The organism is Helicobacter enhydrae, from assembly GCF_001693335.1.
GTDB classification, from domain to species: domain Bacteria; phylum Campylobacterota; class Campylobacteria; order Campylobacterales; family Helicobacteraceae; genus Helicobacter_G; species Helicobacter_G enhydrae.
This window is the reverse complement of the sequence record NZ_CP016503.1, coordinates 1,513,472-1,532,488: the sequence shown is the minus strand read 5'-3', so window position 1 is coordinate 1,532,488 and position 19,017 is coordinate 1,513,472. Positions and strand designations below refer to the sequence as shown.

The window sequence follows — 19,017 nt, the reverse complement described above, 5'->3', positions numbered from 1 at the left end:
CTCAATTGATATAAGCTGTTAAATCTTGACCACTATAAAAAATAAAATTTGCCTTTTGAAGCTCAAAATTGTTCAAACTATCGATATAAGTCGCTTCGGCATTGGATTTTTGACTCAGTGCATTGAGGTAATCAACATAGGTGACAAGCTGTGCATCGTAGCGTTTGCTCACATTTGCAAAAGTGATCAATGCAGACTTCAATCCCGCTTCTGCAGATTTCACTTTGATTTGTGCGATCTCCAAAGAGCGTTTGTAGAGTTTGACATCACGCTTTTGCTCTTCTTTTTTGTATGCCAATTCTTTCAAAGCCTGCATTTGGCTCAAGCCAATCGCCTCTTTGTGTTTATAGATTCCAAAAGTATCAAGAGCCATTTGCACTGAAATCCCTGCGATGTTTTGCATTTTGTCTTTGGGCTTGGGCATAGAAGAGTTGCCAAACACATCAACATAGCTAAAGGTATTATAGAGGTTGATGCGTGGAGCATAGCTCAACTGACTTCTTTGGTATCCAATGCTCTCTGCTTGTTCCTTGAGTGCGACAATATCGGCACGCTCGTTTTGTGTCTTGAGGTTAGGAAACTTCAGCACATCACGCTTGAGTTTGCCAATCTTGCCATTGACAAGCAAAGACAAATTGAGATAGTTTTGCTCCAAATCAAGCTGGGTTTGTGCAATCGTATAATCAGTCAGAGAGGCTTCGGCTTTGAGAGATTCCAGATCATCAATCGTTGTCAAGCCTGACTGATAAAGTTTAGCCAAGCGCGCTACATTGTTTGTGAGCAATTTTTTCTTTTGTGTGAGAGAAACCAAACGCGAATAATTTGTAAAATAAGCATAATACTGCTCCACGATACGCAAACGCAAAGTTTCTTCTATGTTTTTCTTTTGAGCCACACTTGCACGATATAGGGCTTTTTTCTCTCTGATTTTGTTGATCGTGCTAAACCCACTATAAATCTCATAGTTTGCCGTTACATTTGCCTGATGCCCACCATAATAGTTCCCTCCAGACACGCTTGGCGTTGTCTGATAATTGTAATCGTATTTCGCTACAAAAGTTGGTCCGAGCTCTAGATATGCCGACATTTCCTCGGCTTCAGCTTGAGCGATCCCATCATTTTTGGCTAACACTTGAAGGTTTTTTTGTGCCATACTGACTAAATCTTTTAGCCCCAAAGAATCATCTTGCTTTTTGGGCAACAACTGCTGAATGTCAAACTCTGGTGCAGTCATCTGTGTATTGATCCTTGGTCCCACATCTCTTGCACCAACAGCATCAATCACACAGCACATCAAAAATACAGGAATTATCAACGCTTTTGTATTCATCACTCCGCCAACTCTAATTTTGTAATTCGAAACTTTTTTAAAAATTTCTTTAAAAATTATCTTCTTGAAAATTAAAAGAACAATGATAACTTCCTTTTATTAACTATATATAAAATCACTTAAAATTTTCGATTGCCTTTTGTAAAATCTGCTCTGCTTCTTTTTTGCCTTGATATTCTTTGACTTTTACCCATTTGTTTGGCTCTAGTGCCTTGTAAGTCTCAAAAAAGTTTTTGATACGATCAAGTGTGATTTGAGGTAAATCCTCCAAACTCTGAATCTTTTCATAACGCGGATCAATCTTGCTCACAGGAACTGCCAAAAGCTTCTCATCTAGCCCACTCTCATCTTCCATCAAAAGCACCCCAATCAATCGACAAGCGATCACGCTCCCTGCTTGGAGGGGATATTCATTGAGCACAAGCACATCTGCAGGATCTCCATCTTCGCTCAATGTGTTTGGCACGAAACCATAGTTTGCAGGATAAAACATCGCACTATACATCACACGATCCACTACAACCGCACCACTCTCTTTGTCAATCTCATATTTGATATTGCTTCCATAAGGGATTTCAATCACTGCATTGATTTTGTTTGGATTTTCACCGATTTTGATTTTGCTGATATTCATTATTTTCTCCTTAAATTTTTGTTTTGATATATTGCTCTATATCACGCACGATTTCATCTATTGTGCGTTCGCCATCGACTTTGTGCAATAGATTCTGGGATTGATAGAAGTTCTCAATCTCTGCTAGTGGCTCAAGATAGACTCTCATTCTGTTTTGGAACACCTCTGCATTGTCATCATCTCCTCTTGCTCGACCTAGCACGCGATCACAAGCCACAGCTTCACTGACAACGACCTCAATCACACTAGCGATTTTGACATCATCACGATTTTTTAGCACCTTGTCCAACGCCTCCATCTGTTCCACGCTTCTAGGATACCCATCAATCAAAACATTTGACTTAGGTGCGTTTTCAATCGCTCCTACAATCGTATCCACCACGATTTCAAGTGGCACAAGATTTCCCTTGCTTGTAAATCCCTCAATCAAGCGACCTCGCTCACTTCCACTTGCCACTTCCGCACGCAACAAATCCCCTGTAGAATAGTGGATCATAGTTTCGGCATTGTTTTGAGCAATGATTTGAGCATCTGTGGTTTTGCCACTGCCCGGTGCTCCAATAATCAAAAAAATCTTTTTCATTTAACTCTCCTTTTTGTCTCTGATACGAATATGCAACTCTCGCATTTGCTCCAAACTTACAGCACTTGGTGCTTCTGTAAGGGGGCAAGTTGCTTTTTGAGTTTTGGGGAATGCAATCACATCGCGAATGCTTCGAGATTGCGTAAGAATCATCATCATACGATCCAATCCAAAAGCAATCCCCCCGTGTGGTGGGGCTCCAAAACTCAAAGCCTCAAGCAAAAACCCAAACTTATCTTGTGCTTCTTGCTCTGAAATCCCCAAAAGCTCAAAAACCCTGCTCTGTATCTCACTTTGGTGGATTCTGATACTTCCTCCACCAAGCTCTACGCCATTAAGCACCATATCATAGGCAACCGATTCGATCTCTTCGATATTTTCTTTGTCCAAATCTTTGGGCATTGTGAAAGGGTGGTGCAGAGCCTTGACTCTCCCCTCTTCTTTTTCAAACATTGGGAAATCCACGACCCACAAAAACTTCAAAGCCTCTGGATCGATCAAGCCCATATCTTGTGCGACCTTCAGACGCAAACGCCCCATATAATCCCAAATGACTTTTTTCTCCCCTGCCCCAAAAAAGACAATATCCCCCACTTCCAACCCCAAACGCTCCACAAGCTTGGCATAACTCGCCTCGCTCATAAATTTATACAAAGGACCTTTTGGCTCATCTTCTTTGATCTGAATGTATGCAAGACCTTTTGCCCCAAACTTACGGACAAAATCCTCTAGCTCTCCCAATGTTTTACGCGAAAAGAACTGATCCCCGCCTTTGACTTTCAAGGCTTTAAAGCGGTTAGAATGCGTATCCTTGCTGATTGAGGCAAAAATCTCATTGGAACAATCAGCAAACAAATCAATCACTTCCACCAAAGGCATATCAAATCTCAAATCTGGCTTATCAGATCCATAAAGCTCCATCGCTTGGCTATAGGGGATCCTCATAAACGGAGTTTGCACCTCTTTGCCACAAGTCCTAAATACTTCTTGAATGACTTGCTCCCCCACTCTCATCACATCTTCTTGAGTGCAGAAACTCATCTCAATATCCACTTGCGTAAATTCTGGCTGACGATCCGCTCTCAAATCCTCATCTCTGAAGCACTTAGCGATCTGAAAATACGAATCAAACCCGCTCATCATCAAAAGTTGCTTAAAAATTTGTGGGCTTTGTGGCAAAGCAAAAAACTCCCCTTGATGCACACGGCTAGGCACTAGATAGTCCCTCGCACCCTCTGGCGTTGCTTTGGTCAAAATCGGCGTTTCAACTTCCAAAAATCCCATCTTGTGTAATGTCTCGCGGATCGCCATACCCACACGACTGCGTGTCGAAAATATATGATAAGCCTTTGGTGCGCGTAAATCCAAATATCTATATTTGAGTCTCAATTCTTCGCTCACACTCTCATCACCGATAGCAATCGGAGGGGTGGCACTTTTGTTTTCAATCACAAGCTCATCCAACACCACTTCGATCTTGCCTGTCGCAAGTTTAGGATTCTCTAGTCCCTCCCCTCTTGCACGCACCTTGCCTTTCACCCTCAACACAAACTCATCTCGCACCTTACTCGCATCAGTATAGGCACTAGATTGCGGATCGCAGACAAGCTGCACTAATCCGCTTTTGTCCCTCAAATCGATAAAAACCACTCCCCCATGATCACGATAGGTATTGCACCACCCACATAATTTCACCTCCTGATCAATCAAATGTTCATTGATCTCTCCACATAAATAACTTCTCAAATGTATCTCCTCTTGTTTTTACTTTTTTTTACTTTTCTAAAAATTCATGCAAAAGTTTTTGAATCTGAATCGGATCAGATTTTGTGATAAATCCATCCGCCTTGAGCGCACTTGCCATTTGTTTGTTTGAATCACTGCTCATTGAAGAATTGACAATCACGGGCAGATGAGCACTCTCTGGGTTTTCTTTGATGGTTTTGAGCACTTCAAACCCCGAAATTTGTGGCATCTCCAAATCTGTAATCACCACCCCAATACTCTCCATCACGCCCGGGCTATAGAGGTATTGCAACAACGACCCACCATCGGAGAAAACGAAGTTTTTGAGCTTCATTTTGTCGATGATTGTTTTGAGGGTTTTGGCGGCAGATTTGGAATCTTCTGCGATCAAAACAACCTTGTCGCTATGGATTGGGATAATATTATTGAGCTGCGGGCTAAGCTCTCCGCTCAATGCAGGGAAAGCATCCACAGCCATTCTCTCAATATCTAGTATCTGCACCACCTCCCCCTCAAACTCTGTAGTAGCAATCACCTTGCTATTTTCTCCCACCTCATCAGCATAAATCTCATGCCAATTTTTATGGACAATACGCTTCAAACCACTCAATTTGATTCCAACCGTGCAGTTTGAAAAATTACAAATCGCTACTAGGATTTTTTTGTCTATATCGCTGATTGAGTAAGCTCTCAAATCCCTTCTTGGATCTTGTGGATTATAGTATAGCCATCTCCTCAGATCCACAAGAGGGATCGTTTCATCACGCACTTTCAAAAACCCAAGCACAATCCCATTTTCATCACCCAAATTTTTCGTCACTTCATCGCGATAATAAATAATCTCTCGAATCTTAAAGACATTGATGGCATACAACTGGGAGAGTTTTGCCCCTTCTTCAAGCATAAAACAGAGAAACTGAGCTTCATTATTGAGATGCAAGGAAGTGGTTTTGTCAATTTCAGAAATCACGCAAACTCCTAGTATTTTTATCTTAATGTGGGAAATTATATCTTAAAATCATCATCGAACTTTCATCAATTCCCCATCTCTAGCAAACTCGAATTTCCGCACAAATCACAAAAGAATGCTAGAATCCAAAAACAAATCCATTTCATCAAGGACGCAAAGATGGGCGATGTTTTTGATTATCCACTTCAAGTAAAAAAACTCCAAGAAATGGCTTATGCCTACTATGTGCTTGATGAGCCAATCGCAACAGATGAGGAGTATGATGTGCTCTATCATCAAGTCAAAGCATTTGAGGAGCAAAATCCCAGCTCCATTGACCCCACTTCACCCACCCAACGCGTCGGCGATACACCTCTGCAAGATTTTGAGAAAAATACGCACCTGCAGAGAATGTGGAGTTTGGATGATATTTTTAACCAAACAGAATTGCAAGAGTGGATCGAACGCATTCTCAAAAACTATCCCAATAGCTCTTTTGTGTGTTCTCCAAAATTTGATGGTGCCTCACTCAACCTATGCTATGAGCACGGCAAACTCATCTCTGCGACCACTAGAGGAGATGGGCATATAGGGGAGCTTGTCACACAAAATGCCAAAGCCATTCATTCTATCCCACTCTCTATCCCAATCCAAGAAAAAATCGAGATCCGCGGTGAAGTCGTGATGTCCAAAGACAATTTTCACGCTCTCAACACTCTAAGAATGCAAACCAATCAACCATTATTTGCCAACCCACGCAATGCTGCTGCAGGAACCTTGCGACAACTTGATAGCAAAATCGTCGCACAACGCAAACTGCTCTTTGTCCCGTGGGGATTTGGCTACACTGCCACAAAGCCATCGAGTTTTTATGACGCCCTCTCTCAAATATTCAAAAGTCAATTTTTCCACCCACCATTTATCAAGCGTTGCAAAACCATTGCAGAGATTCAAGAATGCTATGAGCTCATTCTCAAAAATCGCGATTCTTATCCAATGATGCTTGATGGGATGGTGATTGTCATCGATGAGATGACGACACAAGAATCGCTAGGCTTCACCATCAAATCTCCACGCTTTGCTTGTGCCTATAAATTTCCAGCGGTAGAAAAAAAATCACAAATCCAATCCATCACTCTCCAAGTAGGACGCACCGGGATCATCACTCCTGTCGCAGAGCTTACTCCTGTAGAAATTGAGGGGGCGATGATTTCAAGAGCCACTTTGCACAATTTCTCTGAAATTGCCAAAAAAGACATCAGAATCTATGACAATGTGCTAATTATCCGCAGTGGAGATGTGATACCCAAAATCATCAAACCACTTACCCAAACACGCAATGGCGATGAGTTGCCCATCACTCCACCTACACATTGCCCAATCTGCCAAAGTGAGCTATTGATTGAAGAAAAATTCATCAAATGCCAAAATCTCGCTTGTCCTGCCAGAATCCAAGAATCCCTCTCTCATTTTGTGTCCAAAAAAGCACTCAATATCGATGGACTAGGCGATAAAATCATCGCTCAGCTCTATAGCGAAGGGCTTATCCGCACCATACAAGATATTTATGCCATCACAAAAGAGGATTTGCTCAAACTCGAGGGGTGGAAAGAAAAAAAGGCTCAAAACACCATTGAGAGCATAGAAAATAGCAAAGGGATTGAGTTGTGGCGATTTATCAATGCTTTGGGGATTGAGCATATTGGTGAGGGGGCAAGCAAAAAACTTCAAAATGCCTTTGGGCTAGAAGTTTTCAACAAAAACAAAGAGGACTTTTTGGAGCTTGATGGATTTGGCGAAGAGATGGCACAATCCCTCGCCACATTCAACACGCTCAATCAAGACAAAATCAAAAACTTGCTTAGTATCATTAATCCCAAAGTTACCGATAGAAAAGAAAACAGCTCACATTGGCTCTTTGGCAAAAGTGTAGTGCTTACAGGCACAATGCAAAAAGAACGCAACGCGATCAAAGAACACATCGAATCATTTGGAGCAAAAGTCACTTCAAGTGTGAGCAAAAAAACAGATTATCTTGTCTATGGCGAAAATGCAGGAAGCAAGCTAACCAAAGCACAAGAACTTGGAGTGCAATGTCTAAATGAGGGAGAATTTTTCTCTTTATTTTCATAAGCTCTCAAATATGGTTACAACTATTCCCAATGTTAAACACAAAGCTAATGAGATTGACCCAACTTTATCAAAAAACTGATTTCCGCACTAAAATGTTCTTGTTTTAATCTCAAAACTAAGGATGAACAATGCTTCAACGATTGTCTCTACTAGCACTCTCTGCATTGGTAGTGCTCCAAGCGAGTCCGAAATACAAAGTCGGTGATGAATTGAATGACCAGCAAGGTGTAGAATATTTCAAAGAATATTCCAAACGCCCATTGCAAAAGTGGCCAGATTTTGAGCTTAGCATCAAAGATGTTCCCAAAGGCAAAGAAGGAGATCTCATCCGCTATGGAATCAAGCTCCTTTCACAAACAGAAAGCACTTTGGGACCCAAAGGCACACTCAAGATGACAAATGTCAATGTTAATTGTGTGGCTTGTCACATGGAGAGCAACGGCAATGGATTGCCCGGGACAAAAAAGAATGTGTTGCCTTTCATCAATTCACTCAACAACTACCCATTGCTTGACATTGAAACAATGAAAGTCATTTCTCTTCAAGACAGAATCAGAGGTATGGGACACACAGATTCGACGAAATTCCCAGATGATTCCAAAGAAATGAAAGCAATTATGGCTTATTTCAAATGGCTCAAAAAAGCTTACAAAATCAAAGATGGTGTGCGACTTGAAGGCAATTCTTTGATCACGATGAAGTTCCCCAATCGCCCAGCTGATCCAGTAAAAGGCAAAGAAGTCTATATGGCTCAATGTGCAAGTTGCCATGGCGAAAATGGCAAGGGAATCAAAAATGACAATTTTGAGCAAGGTGGCGGACATCTTTATCCATCACTTCTTATTTGGCCAGATGGTGGGCATATGGCAATGCTTCCAGTGATCGCTAGATTCTTGTATGCTTCAATGCCTGTTGGAGCAAGTGCAGAAAGCCCAGTCTTGACTCCTGAAGAAGCTCTTGATGTTGCAGCTTATCTCAACACCGGCTTTGTAAGACATCCTATCGAGACAACAGAGAATCGTGCAGGACTTGACACAGCTTACAACAAATCACCTTCTCTCAAACCTGAGTATTTTGCTTCACCGCAACAACAGCTTGATCCTAAGCAATACATCAAGGTTAAATATGGTCCTTGGAAAGATCCCAATCACTTCCCCGGACATTGATCCACAAAGCACCTCGATACGAGGTGCTTACTTCTTTGATTTGAGCTTCTTTCTCGCTTCAATTTCAAGCCACCTTTCATCAAATGCCCAAACCTCACTTGTCTCACATAGATTCAAACCCCTCGCCTTGTGTCCAAAAAGCACTCAATATCAATAAACTAGGTGATAAGCTCAACTCTATAGTAAAAGACGCTATGGGGATTTGTCAATGTTTGGGGCTGAGTGTATTGGCGAGGAAATAAACAAAAGCTTCAAAGCACATGTGATCTCAAACTCAAGGCAATAGCCCAAAAGGTTAAAAATATTCTTACAATATTTGGAAAGCAAAAAGACAAAGATTCAAAGTTTTATACTACAATACCCGTGCTTTTTAATTTCAACTCAAAAAGGATATACGATGATTGCTCGATTATCACTCGTTGCATTATTGGGTTTTGTCGCAATACAGGCAAAACCAAACTACAAAGTTGGTGATGTTTTGACTGACCAACAAGGCGTGGAGTATTTCAAAGAATATTCCAAAAGACCATTGCAAAAATGGCCAGAAATGAATTTGAGTATCAAAGATGTGCCCAAAGGCAAAGAAGGAGATCTCATCCGCTATGGAATCAAGCTCCTTTCACAAACAGAAAGCACTTTGGGACCCAAAGGTAAGCTCAAAATGACAAACAACAATGTGAATTGCACGGCTTGTCATATGGAAAACGACGGCAATGGACTCCCCGGGACCAAAAAATATGTTTTGCCATTTATCAATACGATCAATACCTACCCATTGCTTGACATTGAGACAATGAAAATCATTTCTGTTGAAGACAGGATTCGCGGTATGGGAGGCACAAATTCGCACAAGTTCCCCAATGATTCAAAAGAAATGAAAGCAATTCTTGCTTATTTCAAATGGCTCAAAAAAGCTTACAAAATCAAAGATGGTGTGCGTCTTGAAGGTAGCTTCTTGGCAAAAATGGATTTCCCAAATCGTCCTGCAGATCCTGTAAAAGGTAAGGAGATTTTTACAAATCAATGTGCAAGTTGCCACGGAGCAGATGGCAAAGGTATCAAAAACGACAACTATGAGCAAGGTGGGGGACATCTTTATCCATCACTTCTTATTTGGCCAGATGGTGGGCATATGGCAATGATTCCTGTTTTGGCAAGATTCTTGCATTCCGCAATGCCTTTTGGAGCAAGTGCTGATCAACCTATTCTTTCACCAGGCGAGGCTCTTGATGTCGCAGCATATCTCAATACAGGTTTTGTAAGATTGCCTATCTTGACCACAGAAAATCGTGCAGGACTTGACACAGCTTACAACAAATCACCTTCTCTCAAGCCTGAGTATTTTGCTTCACCACAACAACAGCTTGATCCTAAGCAATACATCAAGGTTAAATATGGTCCTTGGAAAAATCCAAACCACTTCCCGGGAGAATAATCAGATTTACTTCCCTTGGGGAAGTGTCTGATCACTCAAAATCTCTCCAGCTTCCTTTATATCTTCCAAAATTCTTGCTTTGAGCATAGAAAGATTTTCAAACCTTTGATTCTCCCGTATTTTTTGCACCAAAAAGATTTTGATGTCTTTGGGTTGGCAGGACAATACACGATCCAAAACATGCGTCTCGACTGCATACTCACCATCTGTGCTTATGCGATGTCCCAAAAAACTCACGCTTGGATACTTCACCCCCCCCCACTCACTCCAAGTCGCATACACTCCGCTTTGGGGCAATACATACTTCTCACATTTCAGATTCAGCGTTGGGACAAACTCCAATGCACCCCTACCCTGCCCAGAGATCACCTCACCCCCAATCATATATTCACGCCCAAGCAGGCGATTTGCTACTTCAATTTCGCCCATCTCAAGATTCTTAATAATCCTTTGTGAGTGGATCGGCACACCATCTTGCAACATCTGCTCAACCACTTCAACTTCAAAATATGCTTCAAGCTCATTGATAGAATGTGCCCTATCTTTGCCAAACCGAAAATCATACCCCACCACAATCTTTTGCAATGCAGGAAAAATCCTTTTGAGCAACTCCACAAAAGCATCACAATCCATATACTCAATCTGATTCAAAGGTAGGCAAATGGCATTTTGTGCTATGGCACAATCAAAAAAATCACACAAAAGCCCTTTGGGATTAGGTGTCAATAAACGCCTTTTTGTCTTTGGTGTGATAAACACAATCGTTCCTGCATTGCTTTGCAAAACGCGTTTAAAAATCTCAAGATGTGCCAAATGGAATCCGTCAAATTTGCCGATCCCAATACAATGCACACTAGGATTTGGAGAGATAGATGAAATATTCTTCATTGCCATTTTTACCTTCAATCAAACTTTTTTCACAAGCAAGGACGCCAAAGCCCTTATATCGCACTAGTTGCAAAAACTCCTCCAAAGCCTTTGATACAGCACTCAAGTCTTTGATCACTCCTTTTTTGTCCCTTTTGATATTTTTGCCCACCTCAAATTGTGGCTTGAAAAGCAATAAGCACTCTTTGGAAGTAAGACTAAAAATTTTATCAAGCAACAATCTCAAAGAGATAAAAGAAACATCGCACACCACAAAATCAAAACTCTCTGCGACAAAATCGCGAATATCTTGATTTTCACAGACGATGATTCTTGGATCGCCTCTCAATGTAGGGTGAAGTTGCGAACTTCCCACATCAACGCAAGTGATTTCCCTCGCTCCATATTCAAGCAACACCTCACTAAACCCCCCAGTGCTTGATCCAATATCTAGCACACGCTGACCCTCAAGCTCAATCGCATGGGTTTTCAAAAATCCATCCAATTTGTATCCAGCACGAGAAACCCATTGTTTATGCCTCACAACCTCCACACAATCCCCCTGTGCCACCAACAGAGAGTTTTTGTCGCAAGGCTTAGAATTCACCCAAACACAGCCCATCGCAATCAACTCTTGAGCTTTTTGGCGACTTGAGGCATGTCCATTATGAAGGAGATAACAATCGATTCTCAACGCTGATTAATCCGATAACTATAATCAAATTTCATTGCAAACTTATCCACCTCAACAAGCAAGGCAAGTTTTGGAATATCAGCTTGCCATACAGGGGCAAAACGCACGAGAAAAAGCTGATTCCATTGGCTGTGTTTTTGGAATTCTTGCAAATGGTTGGGATTTTTCACGATCTCTTTGACTTCCACAGGAGGCTGATCAAACAACAAAAACCTCAACGCTTTGGCAGAGACTTTTTCCTCCGAAGAGAGCTCCACCACAAAATACTCCCCGCCTTGATACACATCAGGCTTCAATTCATTCAAATAAATACAAAAGGCACTCATTATCGTGCGTCCATCCACGATAACATCGGCTTTGCGTGTCAATTGCATTTGCTTTTCTTTGGCAAACCCTTGAGAGAAACGCATATCACTCAAATTGCTACAACCCAAAACCCAAAAGATACAAAAACCCAACAAGACATATCTCAATTTCAATCATTCCTTAAATTTTTGAGCTGATTCTAACATCATTTCACCACAATCATTTTTTGCATTTTGATAGAATTGCGGCAGAACTTTATTGGGAGATAAAATGCGACATCTAATCCACATCAATGATTTAGACAATAAAGAAATTGAAAAGATTTTGGACACAGCCAAACAATACAAACAAGGCATTATCCACAAAAGTCTAGAAAACAAAAAAATCATCACAGCATTTTTTGAAAACTCCACACGCACTCTAAGTAGTTTTGAGATCGCAGGAAAGAATCTAGGTGCCTCAATCATTCGCCTAGATGTCGCCAAAAGCTCAACTTCCAAGGGCGAGACGCTAAGAGATACAGCAGCCAACCTCAACGCAATGCAACCCAATGCAATCATCATACGCCATAGTGATGCAGGTTCAGGATACTTTCTCATTCCAAAAGTCTCTTGCCCAATCATCAATGGAGGCGATGGTGCACATTCTCACCCCACTCAAGCGTTGCTTGATTTGATGACACTTTTGGAGCATTTTGGCACTTTGGCAAACAAAACAATCGGCATCATAGGAGACATCAAAAACTCAAGAGTTGCCAATAGCAACATCGCCCTACTCCCACGCTTTGGGGCAAAGCTTCTCCTCATTGCCCCCCCACATTTTATGCCTCCTATCAATCTTCCCAAAACCCACAATCTCAGAGAAGCCATCAAGCAATGCGATGCCATCATTAGCTTGAGAACGCAGACAGAGAGACATTCGCGTCAAGTCTATGGCAGTCTGCAAGATTATGCGAGTGATTTTTGTATCACAAGCGATTTGCTACAACAACATCAGACCATCATTCTCCATCCCGGACCCGTGCATCGCAATATCGATATTTCAGATTCTGTTTTGGAAGATGCAAGATGTAAAGTCTTGCAACAAGTAGAAAATGGGGTTTTTGTCAGAATGGCTGTGCTAGATTTTTTGATCAACGCTAGAAGCTGAAGCTCCCACCCACTTTCAATCCAAAATTTGTTGGAAAATATAAATCCCTGCCTCCGACTTTTGCAAAATTGATTCCAAGCTCTCCTATGATTTGTATCAAACCTAGCAAATTCCCACCAACGCTTATTTTGGAACCCCATACATCAAAAATATCCACACAAGCACCAACGCCAAAGCCACCATATCGATATTCACCCAAAAACCCTAGACTCACATATTGCGTCCTTGGCATTCCAAAAGACTGATCAGGCAACACATCTGCATCCAAGGCAAAAGTATAATTTTCCAAAAACTCATAGCTTGTGCCAACACGCACACTAGGGAGCATTTGGGCAGTAGAATCTGCCAACTTGAATCTAGGGAAATTGACATTTTTGGCAGTCAAACCCAAATGAAAATCCTTATAAGAATACAAAAAGCCAAGATCCACTCCAAAAGATTGTGCAAGTTTGCCATTCAAAAAATCAGGCGTTTCAAAAGCAAAACCCTCCAAGGCAGAAGCAATTTTTTGCTCAACAGATACCGCTGCACGCATATACTTCAACGCCACACCAAAATCAAATCTCCCCCCATCTGTCACAACTTCATAAGCATAGCCAAACGGAAGCTCAAGCAAAGAAACTCCAACTTGTTGCATCTCAAAAAGAGTATTGCTCACTTTGGCAAAATGCACACCACTCTCAGAGACAGCAAATGCCCCCATTGCAAAAACACCGATAGGGATTTTGTCCTCCATATACACCAAACGCCCATATTGGTCTTCTTGTGCTGTTTTTTGCACAACATTAATATCGCCCATCTGCACCACAAATCCCATCGGTACCTGCATTGACGCTTTGCCATTGCTGAGCTCATCAAGTGCCGCCTCTATCTCCTGCCCCCCACTCAAAGGTCCTAAGCTCAAAAATTTGTTGATATTGCTTTTTGTGATCCAAAAACCCGCACTATAGCCAAACTTACTTCGTGGATCGCTTGAGAGCAATGCAGGATTATAATAAAGCCCCCACGCACCACTACGCACCGCAACTCCCGTGCCTCCAATAGAGCTTGGTATGCCACCCATCGGTGCAAACCCCAATGCCCAAAGCACAAAAGGAGCAAATAAAATCAGAAAGATTCTAGCCACGCAAACTCTTAATCGCTTTTTTGAGAGATTCGACAAAATACTCAATATCAGCAAGGGTGTGCGTATAATGCACACTTACTCTAAGCCAATTAGGCTTGTCTTTGAGCTCATCGTTCAAACCAAACAAATCACAACCATAAGGACCTGCACAAGAACAACCAGAACGCACCTGTATGCCATACTTCACACTCAACTCTTCTGCCAATGTGTGAGGGTGGATACCCCCAACATTGAATGCAACAGCACCCAAACGCCTGACATCGAGGTTACCATAAATCGTAGTCGCAGGAATCTGCTTGAGCTCATAAATCAAACTTTGTGTCAAAATATGCTCACGCTGAGCAATCAATCCTAATCCCACTTCATTACGCAACGCAAAGGACAAACTAGCAATCAGAGTTTGGAGGACAGGGGGTGTGCCTGCTTCTTGGCGTTGCCCTATATCCTCCAAATAAGAATGAATCAAACGATTAGAGTTTTTGATCGTCCCTCCCCCTGCAAAAGTCGGAGGCAAATCAGTATCTACAAGCTTTTCTCTTATTGCCAAAATCCCACAACTTCCTATGCCACCCAAAAATTTGTGCGGAGAAACATAACAAGCATCAAATAAATGACTAGGGATATTCATATAAGGTGCGCTAGAAGCCATATCAAAAGCAATGATCCCACCTTTTTGACGCAAAATCTCTGAAACCTCTTCATAAGGCGTGATCAAGCCTGTGACATTGGAGGCAAGATTAAAAGACCCAATCAAAAGATTGTGAGCGTGAGCTACTTGGGTTTTGAGTGATTCTAAATCAAACAAACCTGCATTATTGAGGGGAATGCGAGTGGTTTGGCACAAGCCCTCGCGGAAGCTAATTTCATTGGAATGATGTTCATAAGGACCCACAAACACTTGTGGCAAATCCTGAAGCAAAGAGAGAGGGATCCTTTGTTTTGTTTTGGGTGGGATATAAATCCCCATAATCTCTTGAAACATTTTGATCGCTGCAGTCGCCCCACTCCCCACGCTCAAAATCACAAAGTCTTTTTCTAGCCCCAACGCCTCTCTAATCTTTTCTTTTGCCATTTGATACATTTGTGTCGTAATGATTGCATTGGTTGAAGCCAGAGAATGCGTATTTGCATAATAAGGCAAAAAACTCTTCAAGCGTTTGTTGATGATCTTTGAAGCAAGTCCTGAAGCCGTAAAATCAAAATACCGAATGCCTTTTCTTAGAAGCATCGATTGACGCAGTTGTAAAATCTTGTCTTCATCATCTTTTAAAAGCGGTTCAAAAAAAGTTTTATAAATTGCCTCCACTTGCCTCACTCCAAATCCCTATTTGTTCTCTAAACGCCCTAAAACAATAAGCTAAAATTGATTTGAAAATTTTAACACAAATCAATACCTTCACTTTTGGTTTTGCCACCAAATACAATCTATCAGCTTGAGTTTTCGCTCCATAAGCCATCGGGGCACCAACAAAAATACAAAAATAAACATAAACTAAGTTTTTTGAGTTTATAATTGCAGACTTAATTTCACTATTTAAAGGATATGTAATGTTAGAAGGACAAATTAGAGAGAGTATTTCAAAATCTAATGCAAAAGCATTAAAGAATGATGGTTATCTAATTGCCAACATTTATGGAAAAGGGCAACAAAACATCCATTGTGCTTTCAAACGCAATGATTTTATCAAAGCTGTCAAATCCAAAGAAACCCTCATCTTCCCTGTCAAAGTCGGTGGTCAAGAAATCAAAGTAGTCGTGCAAGAATATCAAAAAGATCCTGTAAGCAATGACTTGTTACATGTGGATTTGATGATGGCACAAGAGGGCGTTGTATCCAAATACAAAATCCCTGTCAAAACTCACGGAAGTGCAAAAGGTCTCAAAAACAAAGGCGTTTTGATGATTTCCAAGAAACGCATTCAAGTGCAATCTGCTCCTGAAAATCTTCCAAACTTTTATGATTTGGATGTAAGCGATCTTGATGTGGGCGATGCTATTCTCATCAGAGATTTGCCATCTCACCAAGGTGTAAAAATCATCGAAAAAGATTCTGTAGCTGTTGTGGGAGTCATCAAAGCTAAATAATGCAAAAACTCCTTATCGTTGGGCTGGGCAATCCCGGCTCACAATATGCCAACAATCGCCACAATATCGGATTTTTGGCTATAGATCGTTTGGCTCAAGAGCTCAATCTCACTTTTGAAGCTCACAAAAAACTCCACGCTCATCTTGCAATCACCCCAAATTATATTTTGTGCAAACCCCAAACCTTTATGAATACCTCTGGTGAAGCTGTGTTGGCTGTGCAACGATTCTATAAAACACAAGAGCTCTTTGTGATTTATGATGATTTGGATTTGCCCTATGGGAATCTACGCTTCAAAAAAGGAGGGGGAAATGGTGGGCACAATGGTTTGCGTTCGATTGATTTGATGTGTGGAAATGATTACTATCGTGCAAGATGTGGGATTGGAAGACCCATCGACAATCAAGCAATCATTCCGTATGTTTTGGGAGATTTTGAACAATATCCCACAGAACTGATCACTCATTGTGTCAAAGCCTCGATGGATTTTGTGTTGCACCAAGATCTAATGCGTTTGCAAAACTTCTTCCAAATCAAAACCAAGCCCAATCAATGAAAACTTTTGTGTTTATCTCAAAAAACTATCTAAGATATTTTTTGATTCTTTTGGTCGCACTTGAGGCGTTTTTCATCGGAGCAGATTCTATCAAGTATGCTGACAAATTCCCTGATTCGGCTAACTTGATTGTTTTGTTTTTCTTCAATGACGCACTTTATGCTCTCAACTACACACTCCCTCTCTCGCTATTGCTAGGTGGCATTTTGTTTCTCATCACTTTTTTGAAATCCAATCAATTTGGTGCAATGTTGGCACTTGGCTTTTCCAAAAGGCAAATACTTTTGGCTCCTTTTGTTTTGAGCCTCTTGATTTCTTGTATCTATATCGCACTCAATGCGACTTCGTTTGTCTATGCACAAGAACGCGTAGAAGCCATTATCGATCAAAATTCTCTCAACAATGCCCAAGAAGACATTTTGCTCAAACACAACCACAACTATATCTATTTCCAAAAAATATACCCCTCCCTCAATCAAGCCAAAAATATCAAAATCTTCACGCTTGACAATCAGCGTCTCAAATCATTCATTCAAGCGGAGACAGGGGTGTTTGATGGGAGATTTTGGATTCTCAAAAATGCAAAAATCGGTCAGATTAGTGCGACTTTTTCCTCACAAACCAATGCTTTGAGCTTCAAAAAAGTCGAGAGTATGAAAATACTAGAAAATTTCAAGCCAAAAGTTTTGGATACTTTTCTCAAAGACAAGCCCACGATTTCTATCATTGATGCCATCGATTCGCTCAAAATCCATTTGGAGCAAGGGCTTGATTCTACAAAAATCCGTGCCATTCTCTATAGTGCGATTCTCATACCCCTTTTTGTGCCACTCACTCTTGTTATCTTTGGCTATTTTATCCCCTCATTGCCGCGTTACATCAAGATATCTCTACTCTCTTTCAAACTCATTATGATTTCATTGGTCATCTGGGGGATTTTCTTTTCTGTTTCCAAATTTAGCATTGGTGGGATTATCTATCCGGAGTTTGGGATACTTCTTCCGATGATTGTTTTGTGCTCTGTGACACTCTATTGCTTCGCCAAGCTCAAGAATCAGATCTGATTCTTGAGTGGGGGATCAGTGTAAATGGGAGTGATCTTTTGTGGGTTGGATAGATGTGTTATCCACCCCTCCATTTGCTTCAACTTTGTCCAAAAATGCACTCAACAATCGTGCAGCGTTTAGATACTCTTGAGCACTCTTGCTTTGTGGATGGAAAAATGTGATCGGCTTACCACCATCTCCACCCTCACGCACTTGGATTTCAATCGGCACTTGTGCCAACACACGCGTAGCAAAGCTATCAGCCAATGCCTGAGTCGTCCCCTTGCCAAAAATATCATATTCCTTTTGGCAATCAGGGCAGATAAAGCCACTCATATTTTCGATGATTCCTGCGATTGGGATATTGAGCTTATTGAACATATCCAAACTTCTCGTGCTATCATCTAGACTCACGCTTTGTGGGGTGCTCACGGTGATACCAGCACTCACAGGCACACTTTGTGCCAAAGTCAGCTGTGCATCTCCAGTGCCAGGAGGCATATCAATCACTAGCACATCTAGCTCACTCCAAAGCACATCGCTTAGAAGTTGCTCCACTGCACGCATAATCATCGGACCACGCCAAATCAGACTTTGCCCCTCTTCATAAAGCACCCCCATACTCATCATCTCAATCCCATAGGCTTTGAGAGGGATAAGCTTCTTGAGCTTTTCATCCACTTGAGGTTTTTCACCATTTAGTCCGAGCATTCTTGGGATATTGGGTCCATAAATATCTGCATCCAGCAAACCGACTTTTTTGCCACTTTGTGCCAAAGCGATTGCTAGATTCACACTGCTTGTAGATTTGCCTACCCCTCCCTTGCCCGAACTCACCATCACGAAATGTTTGATTTGGGAGGCGATGTTTTTTTTGCTTGGTTTTGCCTCTTGGATTTTGGGGGTTTTGATCTCTACCTCAACTTCTCCAAAACCTACCTTTTGCATACATTCCACAATCTCTTTGCGTAAAGTTTGTGACACTTCATCTGCACTAGAGGGGATCTCCAAAAAAACCTTTAGCCTCCCTTGCTCGATGATTGTTTCTTTGACAAAACCAAAGCTCACGATGTCTTTTTCAAATTTTGGATATTTGATCTGCTTGAGTGCAGATAACACTTGTTCTTTTTCCATATTGTCCTTTCCCGATAAATTCAAAAAGTCTTATATCATAAACAGAGTTAATTTTTTCATTACCGACATTACCAATC

General features: G+C 41.3%; 17 protein-coding genes and 1 pseudogene. 7 read left to right on the top strand and 11 right to left on the bottom strand.

Annotated elements, in window-relative coordinates; all coding sequences use genetic code 11:
• Nucleotide 1: 1 nt before the first annotated feature.
• The 5 genes from BBW65_RS07445 to BBW65_RS07425 form a co-directional block, all read right to left on the bottom strand.
• Nucleotides 2-1,330, bottom strand: coding sequence for a TolC family protein (locus tag BBW65_RS07445; protein WP_066341595.1), 1,329 nt, complete (start codon nucleotides 1,328-1,330; stop codon nucleotides 2-4).
• A 115-nt stretch (nucleotides 1,331-1,445) separates the two neighbouring features.
• Nucleotides 1,446-1,964, bottom strand: coding sequence for an inorganic diphosphatase (gene ppa, locus BBW65_RS07440; protein WP_066341593.1), 519 nt, complete (start codon nucleotides 1,962-1,964; stop codon nucleotides 1,446-1,448).
• 10 nt (nucleotides 1,965-1,974) lie between these two features.
• Nucleotides 1,975-2,547, bottom strand: a complete 573-nt coding sequence (locus tag BBW65_RS07435; RefSeq protein ID WP_066341592.1) for an adenylate kinase — start codon at nucleotides 2,545-2,547, stop codon at nucleotides 1,975-1,977.
• Nucleotides 2,548-4,293 carry an aspartate--tRNA ligase gene (aspS, locus tag BBW65_RS07430; protein ID WP_066341590.1) on the bottom strand — a complete coding sequence of 582 codons (1,746 nt, stop codon included), beginning with the start codon at nucleotides 4,291-4,293 and terminating at the stop codon, nucleotides 2,548-2,550.
• Between the two features lie 28 nt (nucleotides 4,294-4,321).
• Nucleotides 4,322-5,263, bottom strand: coding sequence for a chemotaxis protein (locus tag BBW65_RS07425; RefSeq protein ID WP_066341589.1), 942 nt, complete (start codon nucleotides 5,261-5,263; stop codon nucleotides 4,322-4,324).
• Nucleotides 5,264-5,422: 159 nt separating this feature from the next.
• Between BBW65_RS07425 and ligA the strand changes: the two genes are divergently transcribed.
• The 3 genes and pseudogenes from ligA to BBW65_RS07410 all read left to right on the top strand — a co-directional run.
• Nucleotides 5,423-7,375, top strand: coding sequence for an NAD-dependent DNA ligase LigA (gene ligA, locus BBW65_RS07420; RefSeq protein ID WP_066341588.1), 1,953 nt, complete (start codon nucleotides 5,423-5,425; stop codon nucleotides 7,373-7,375).
• Nucleotides 7,376-7,503: 128 nt separating this feature from the next.
• Complete coding sequence (locus BBW65_RS07415; protein WP_066341587.1) at nucleotides 7,504-8,541, top strand: c-type cytochrome; 1,038 nt, start codon at nucleotides 7,504-7,506, stop codon at nucleotides 8,539-8,541.
• A 454-nt stretch (nucleotides 8,542-8,995) separates the two neighbouring features.
• Nucleotides 8,996-9,976, top strand: a pseudogene (locus tag BBW65_RS07410) (c-type cytochrome); the annotation flags it as partial.
• A 6-nt stretch (nucleotides 9,977-9,982) separates the two neighbouring features.
• On the opposite strand, the gene BBW65_RS07405 reads toward BBW65_RS07410, so the two are convergent.
• The 3 genes from BBW65_RS07405 to BBW65_RS07395 are packed head-to-tail and all read right to left on the bottom strand — an operon-like array spanning nucleotide 9,983 to nucleotide 12,016.
• Nucleotides 9,983-10,870 carry a bifunctional riboflavin kinase/FAD synthetase gene (locus BBW65_RS07405; protein WP_083986151.1) on the bottom strand — a complete coding sequence of 296 codons (888 nt, stop codon included), beginning with the start codon at nucleotides 10,868-10,870 and terminating at the stop codon, nucleotides 9,983-9,985.
• Nucleotides 10,830-11,537 (bottom strand): 23S rRNA (cytidine-2'-O)-methyltransferase TlyA, encoded by a 708-nt coding sequence (gene tlyA, locus BBW65_RS07400; RefSeq protein WP_066341578.1) that lies wholly within the window; start codon nucleotides 11,535-11,537, stop codon nucleotides 10,830-10,832. Before tlyA ends, BBW65_RS07405 begins: the two co-directional genes overlap by 41 nt.
• On the bottom strand, nucleotides 11,534-12,016 hold the full coding sequence (locus tag BBW65_RS07395) for a hypothetical protein (RefSeq protein ID WP_066341576.1): 483 nt from the start codon (nucleotides 12,014-12,016) through the stop codon (nucleotides 11,534-11,536). The genes tlyA and BBW65_RS07395 overlap by 4 nt, the downstream gene beginning before the upstream one ends.
• Before the next feature lie 97 nt (nucleotides 12,017-12,113).
• Here BBW65_RS07395 and BBW65_RS07390 point away from each other — a divergent pair, with 97 nt between their 5' ends.
• Complete coding sequence (locus BBW65_RS07390; RefSeq protein ID WP_066341574.1) at nucleotides 12,114-12,992, top strand: aspartate carbamoyltransferase catalytic subunit; 879 nt, start codon at nucleotides 12,114-12,116, stop codon at nucleotides 12,990-12,992.
• Here BBW65_RS07390 and traF read toward each other — a convergent pair.
• Both traF and BBW65_RS07380 read right to left on the bottom strand, forming a co-directional pair.
• The gene (traF, locus tag BBW65_RS07385) at nucleotides 12,982-14,118 is read right to left on the bottom strand and encodes a conjugal transfer protein TraF (RefSeq protein ID WP_066341573.1); all 1,137 of its coding nucleotides are present in this window, start codon (nucleotides 14,116-14,118) and stop codon (nucleotides 12,982-12,984) included. The genes BBW65_RS07390 and traF overlap by 11 nt on opposite strands.
• Complete coding sequence (locus tag BBW65_RS07380; protein ID WP_233702030.1) at nucleotides 14,111-15,433, bottom strand: aminotransferase class V-fold PLP-dependent enzyme; 1,323 nt, start codon at nucleotides 15,431-15,433, stop codon at nucleotides 14,111-14,113. The genes traF and BBW65_RS07380 overlap by 8 nt, the downstream gene beginning before the upstream one ends.
• 233 nt (nucleotides 15,434-15,666) lie before the next feature.
• On the opposite strand from BBW65_RS07380, the gene BBW65_RS07375 reads away from it, so the two are divergent.
• Genes BBW65_RS07375 through BBW65_RS07365 form a run of 3 tightly spaced genes read left to right on the top strand, consistent with a single transcriptional unit; the run spans nucleotide 15,667 to nucleotide 17,824 of the window.
• Nucleotides 15,667-16,203, top strand: a complete 537-nt coding sequence (locus tag BBW65_RS07375; protein ID WP_066341566.1) for a 50S ribosomal protein L25/general stress protein Ctc — start codon at nucleotides 15,667-15,669, stop codon at nucleotides 16,201-16,203.
• Nucleotides 16,203-16,760 (top strand): aminoacyl-tRNA hydrolase, encoded by a 558-nt coding sequence (gene pth / locus BBW65_RS07370; RefSeq protein WP_066341563.1) that lies wholly within the window; start codon nucleotides 16,203-16,205, stop codon nucleotides 16,758-16,760. The genes BBW65_RS07375 and pth overlap by 1 nt, the downstream gene beginning before the upstream one ends.
• Nucleotides 16,757-17,824 carry an LptF/LptG family permease gene (locus BBW65_RS07365; protein ID WP_066341561.1) on the top strand — a complete coding sequence of 356 codons (1,068 nt, stop codon included), beginning with the start codon at nucleotides 16,757-16,759 and terminating at the stop codon, nucleotides 17,822-17,824. Before pth ends, BBW65_RS07365 begins: the two co-directional genes overlap by 4 nt.
• Nucleotides 17,825-17,839: 15 nt before the next feature.
• On the opposite strand, the gene BBW65_RS07360 is transcribed toward BBW65_RS07365, so the two are convergent.
• On the bottom strand, nucleotides 17,840-18,940 hold the full coding sequence (locus tag BBW65_RS07360; RefSeq protein WP_066341559.1) for an Mrp/NBP35 family ATP-binding protein: 1,101 nt from the start codon (nucleotides 18,938-18,940) through the stop codon (nucleotides 17,840-17,842).
• Nucleotides 18,941-19,017 lie beyond the last annotated feature (77 nt).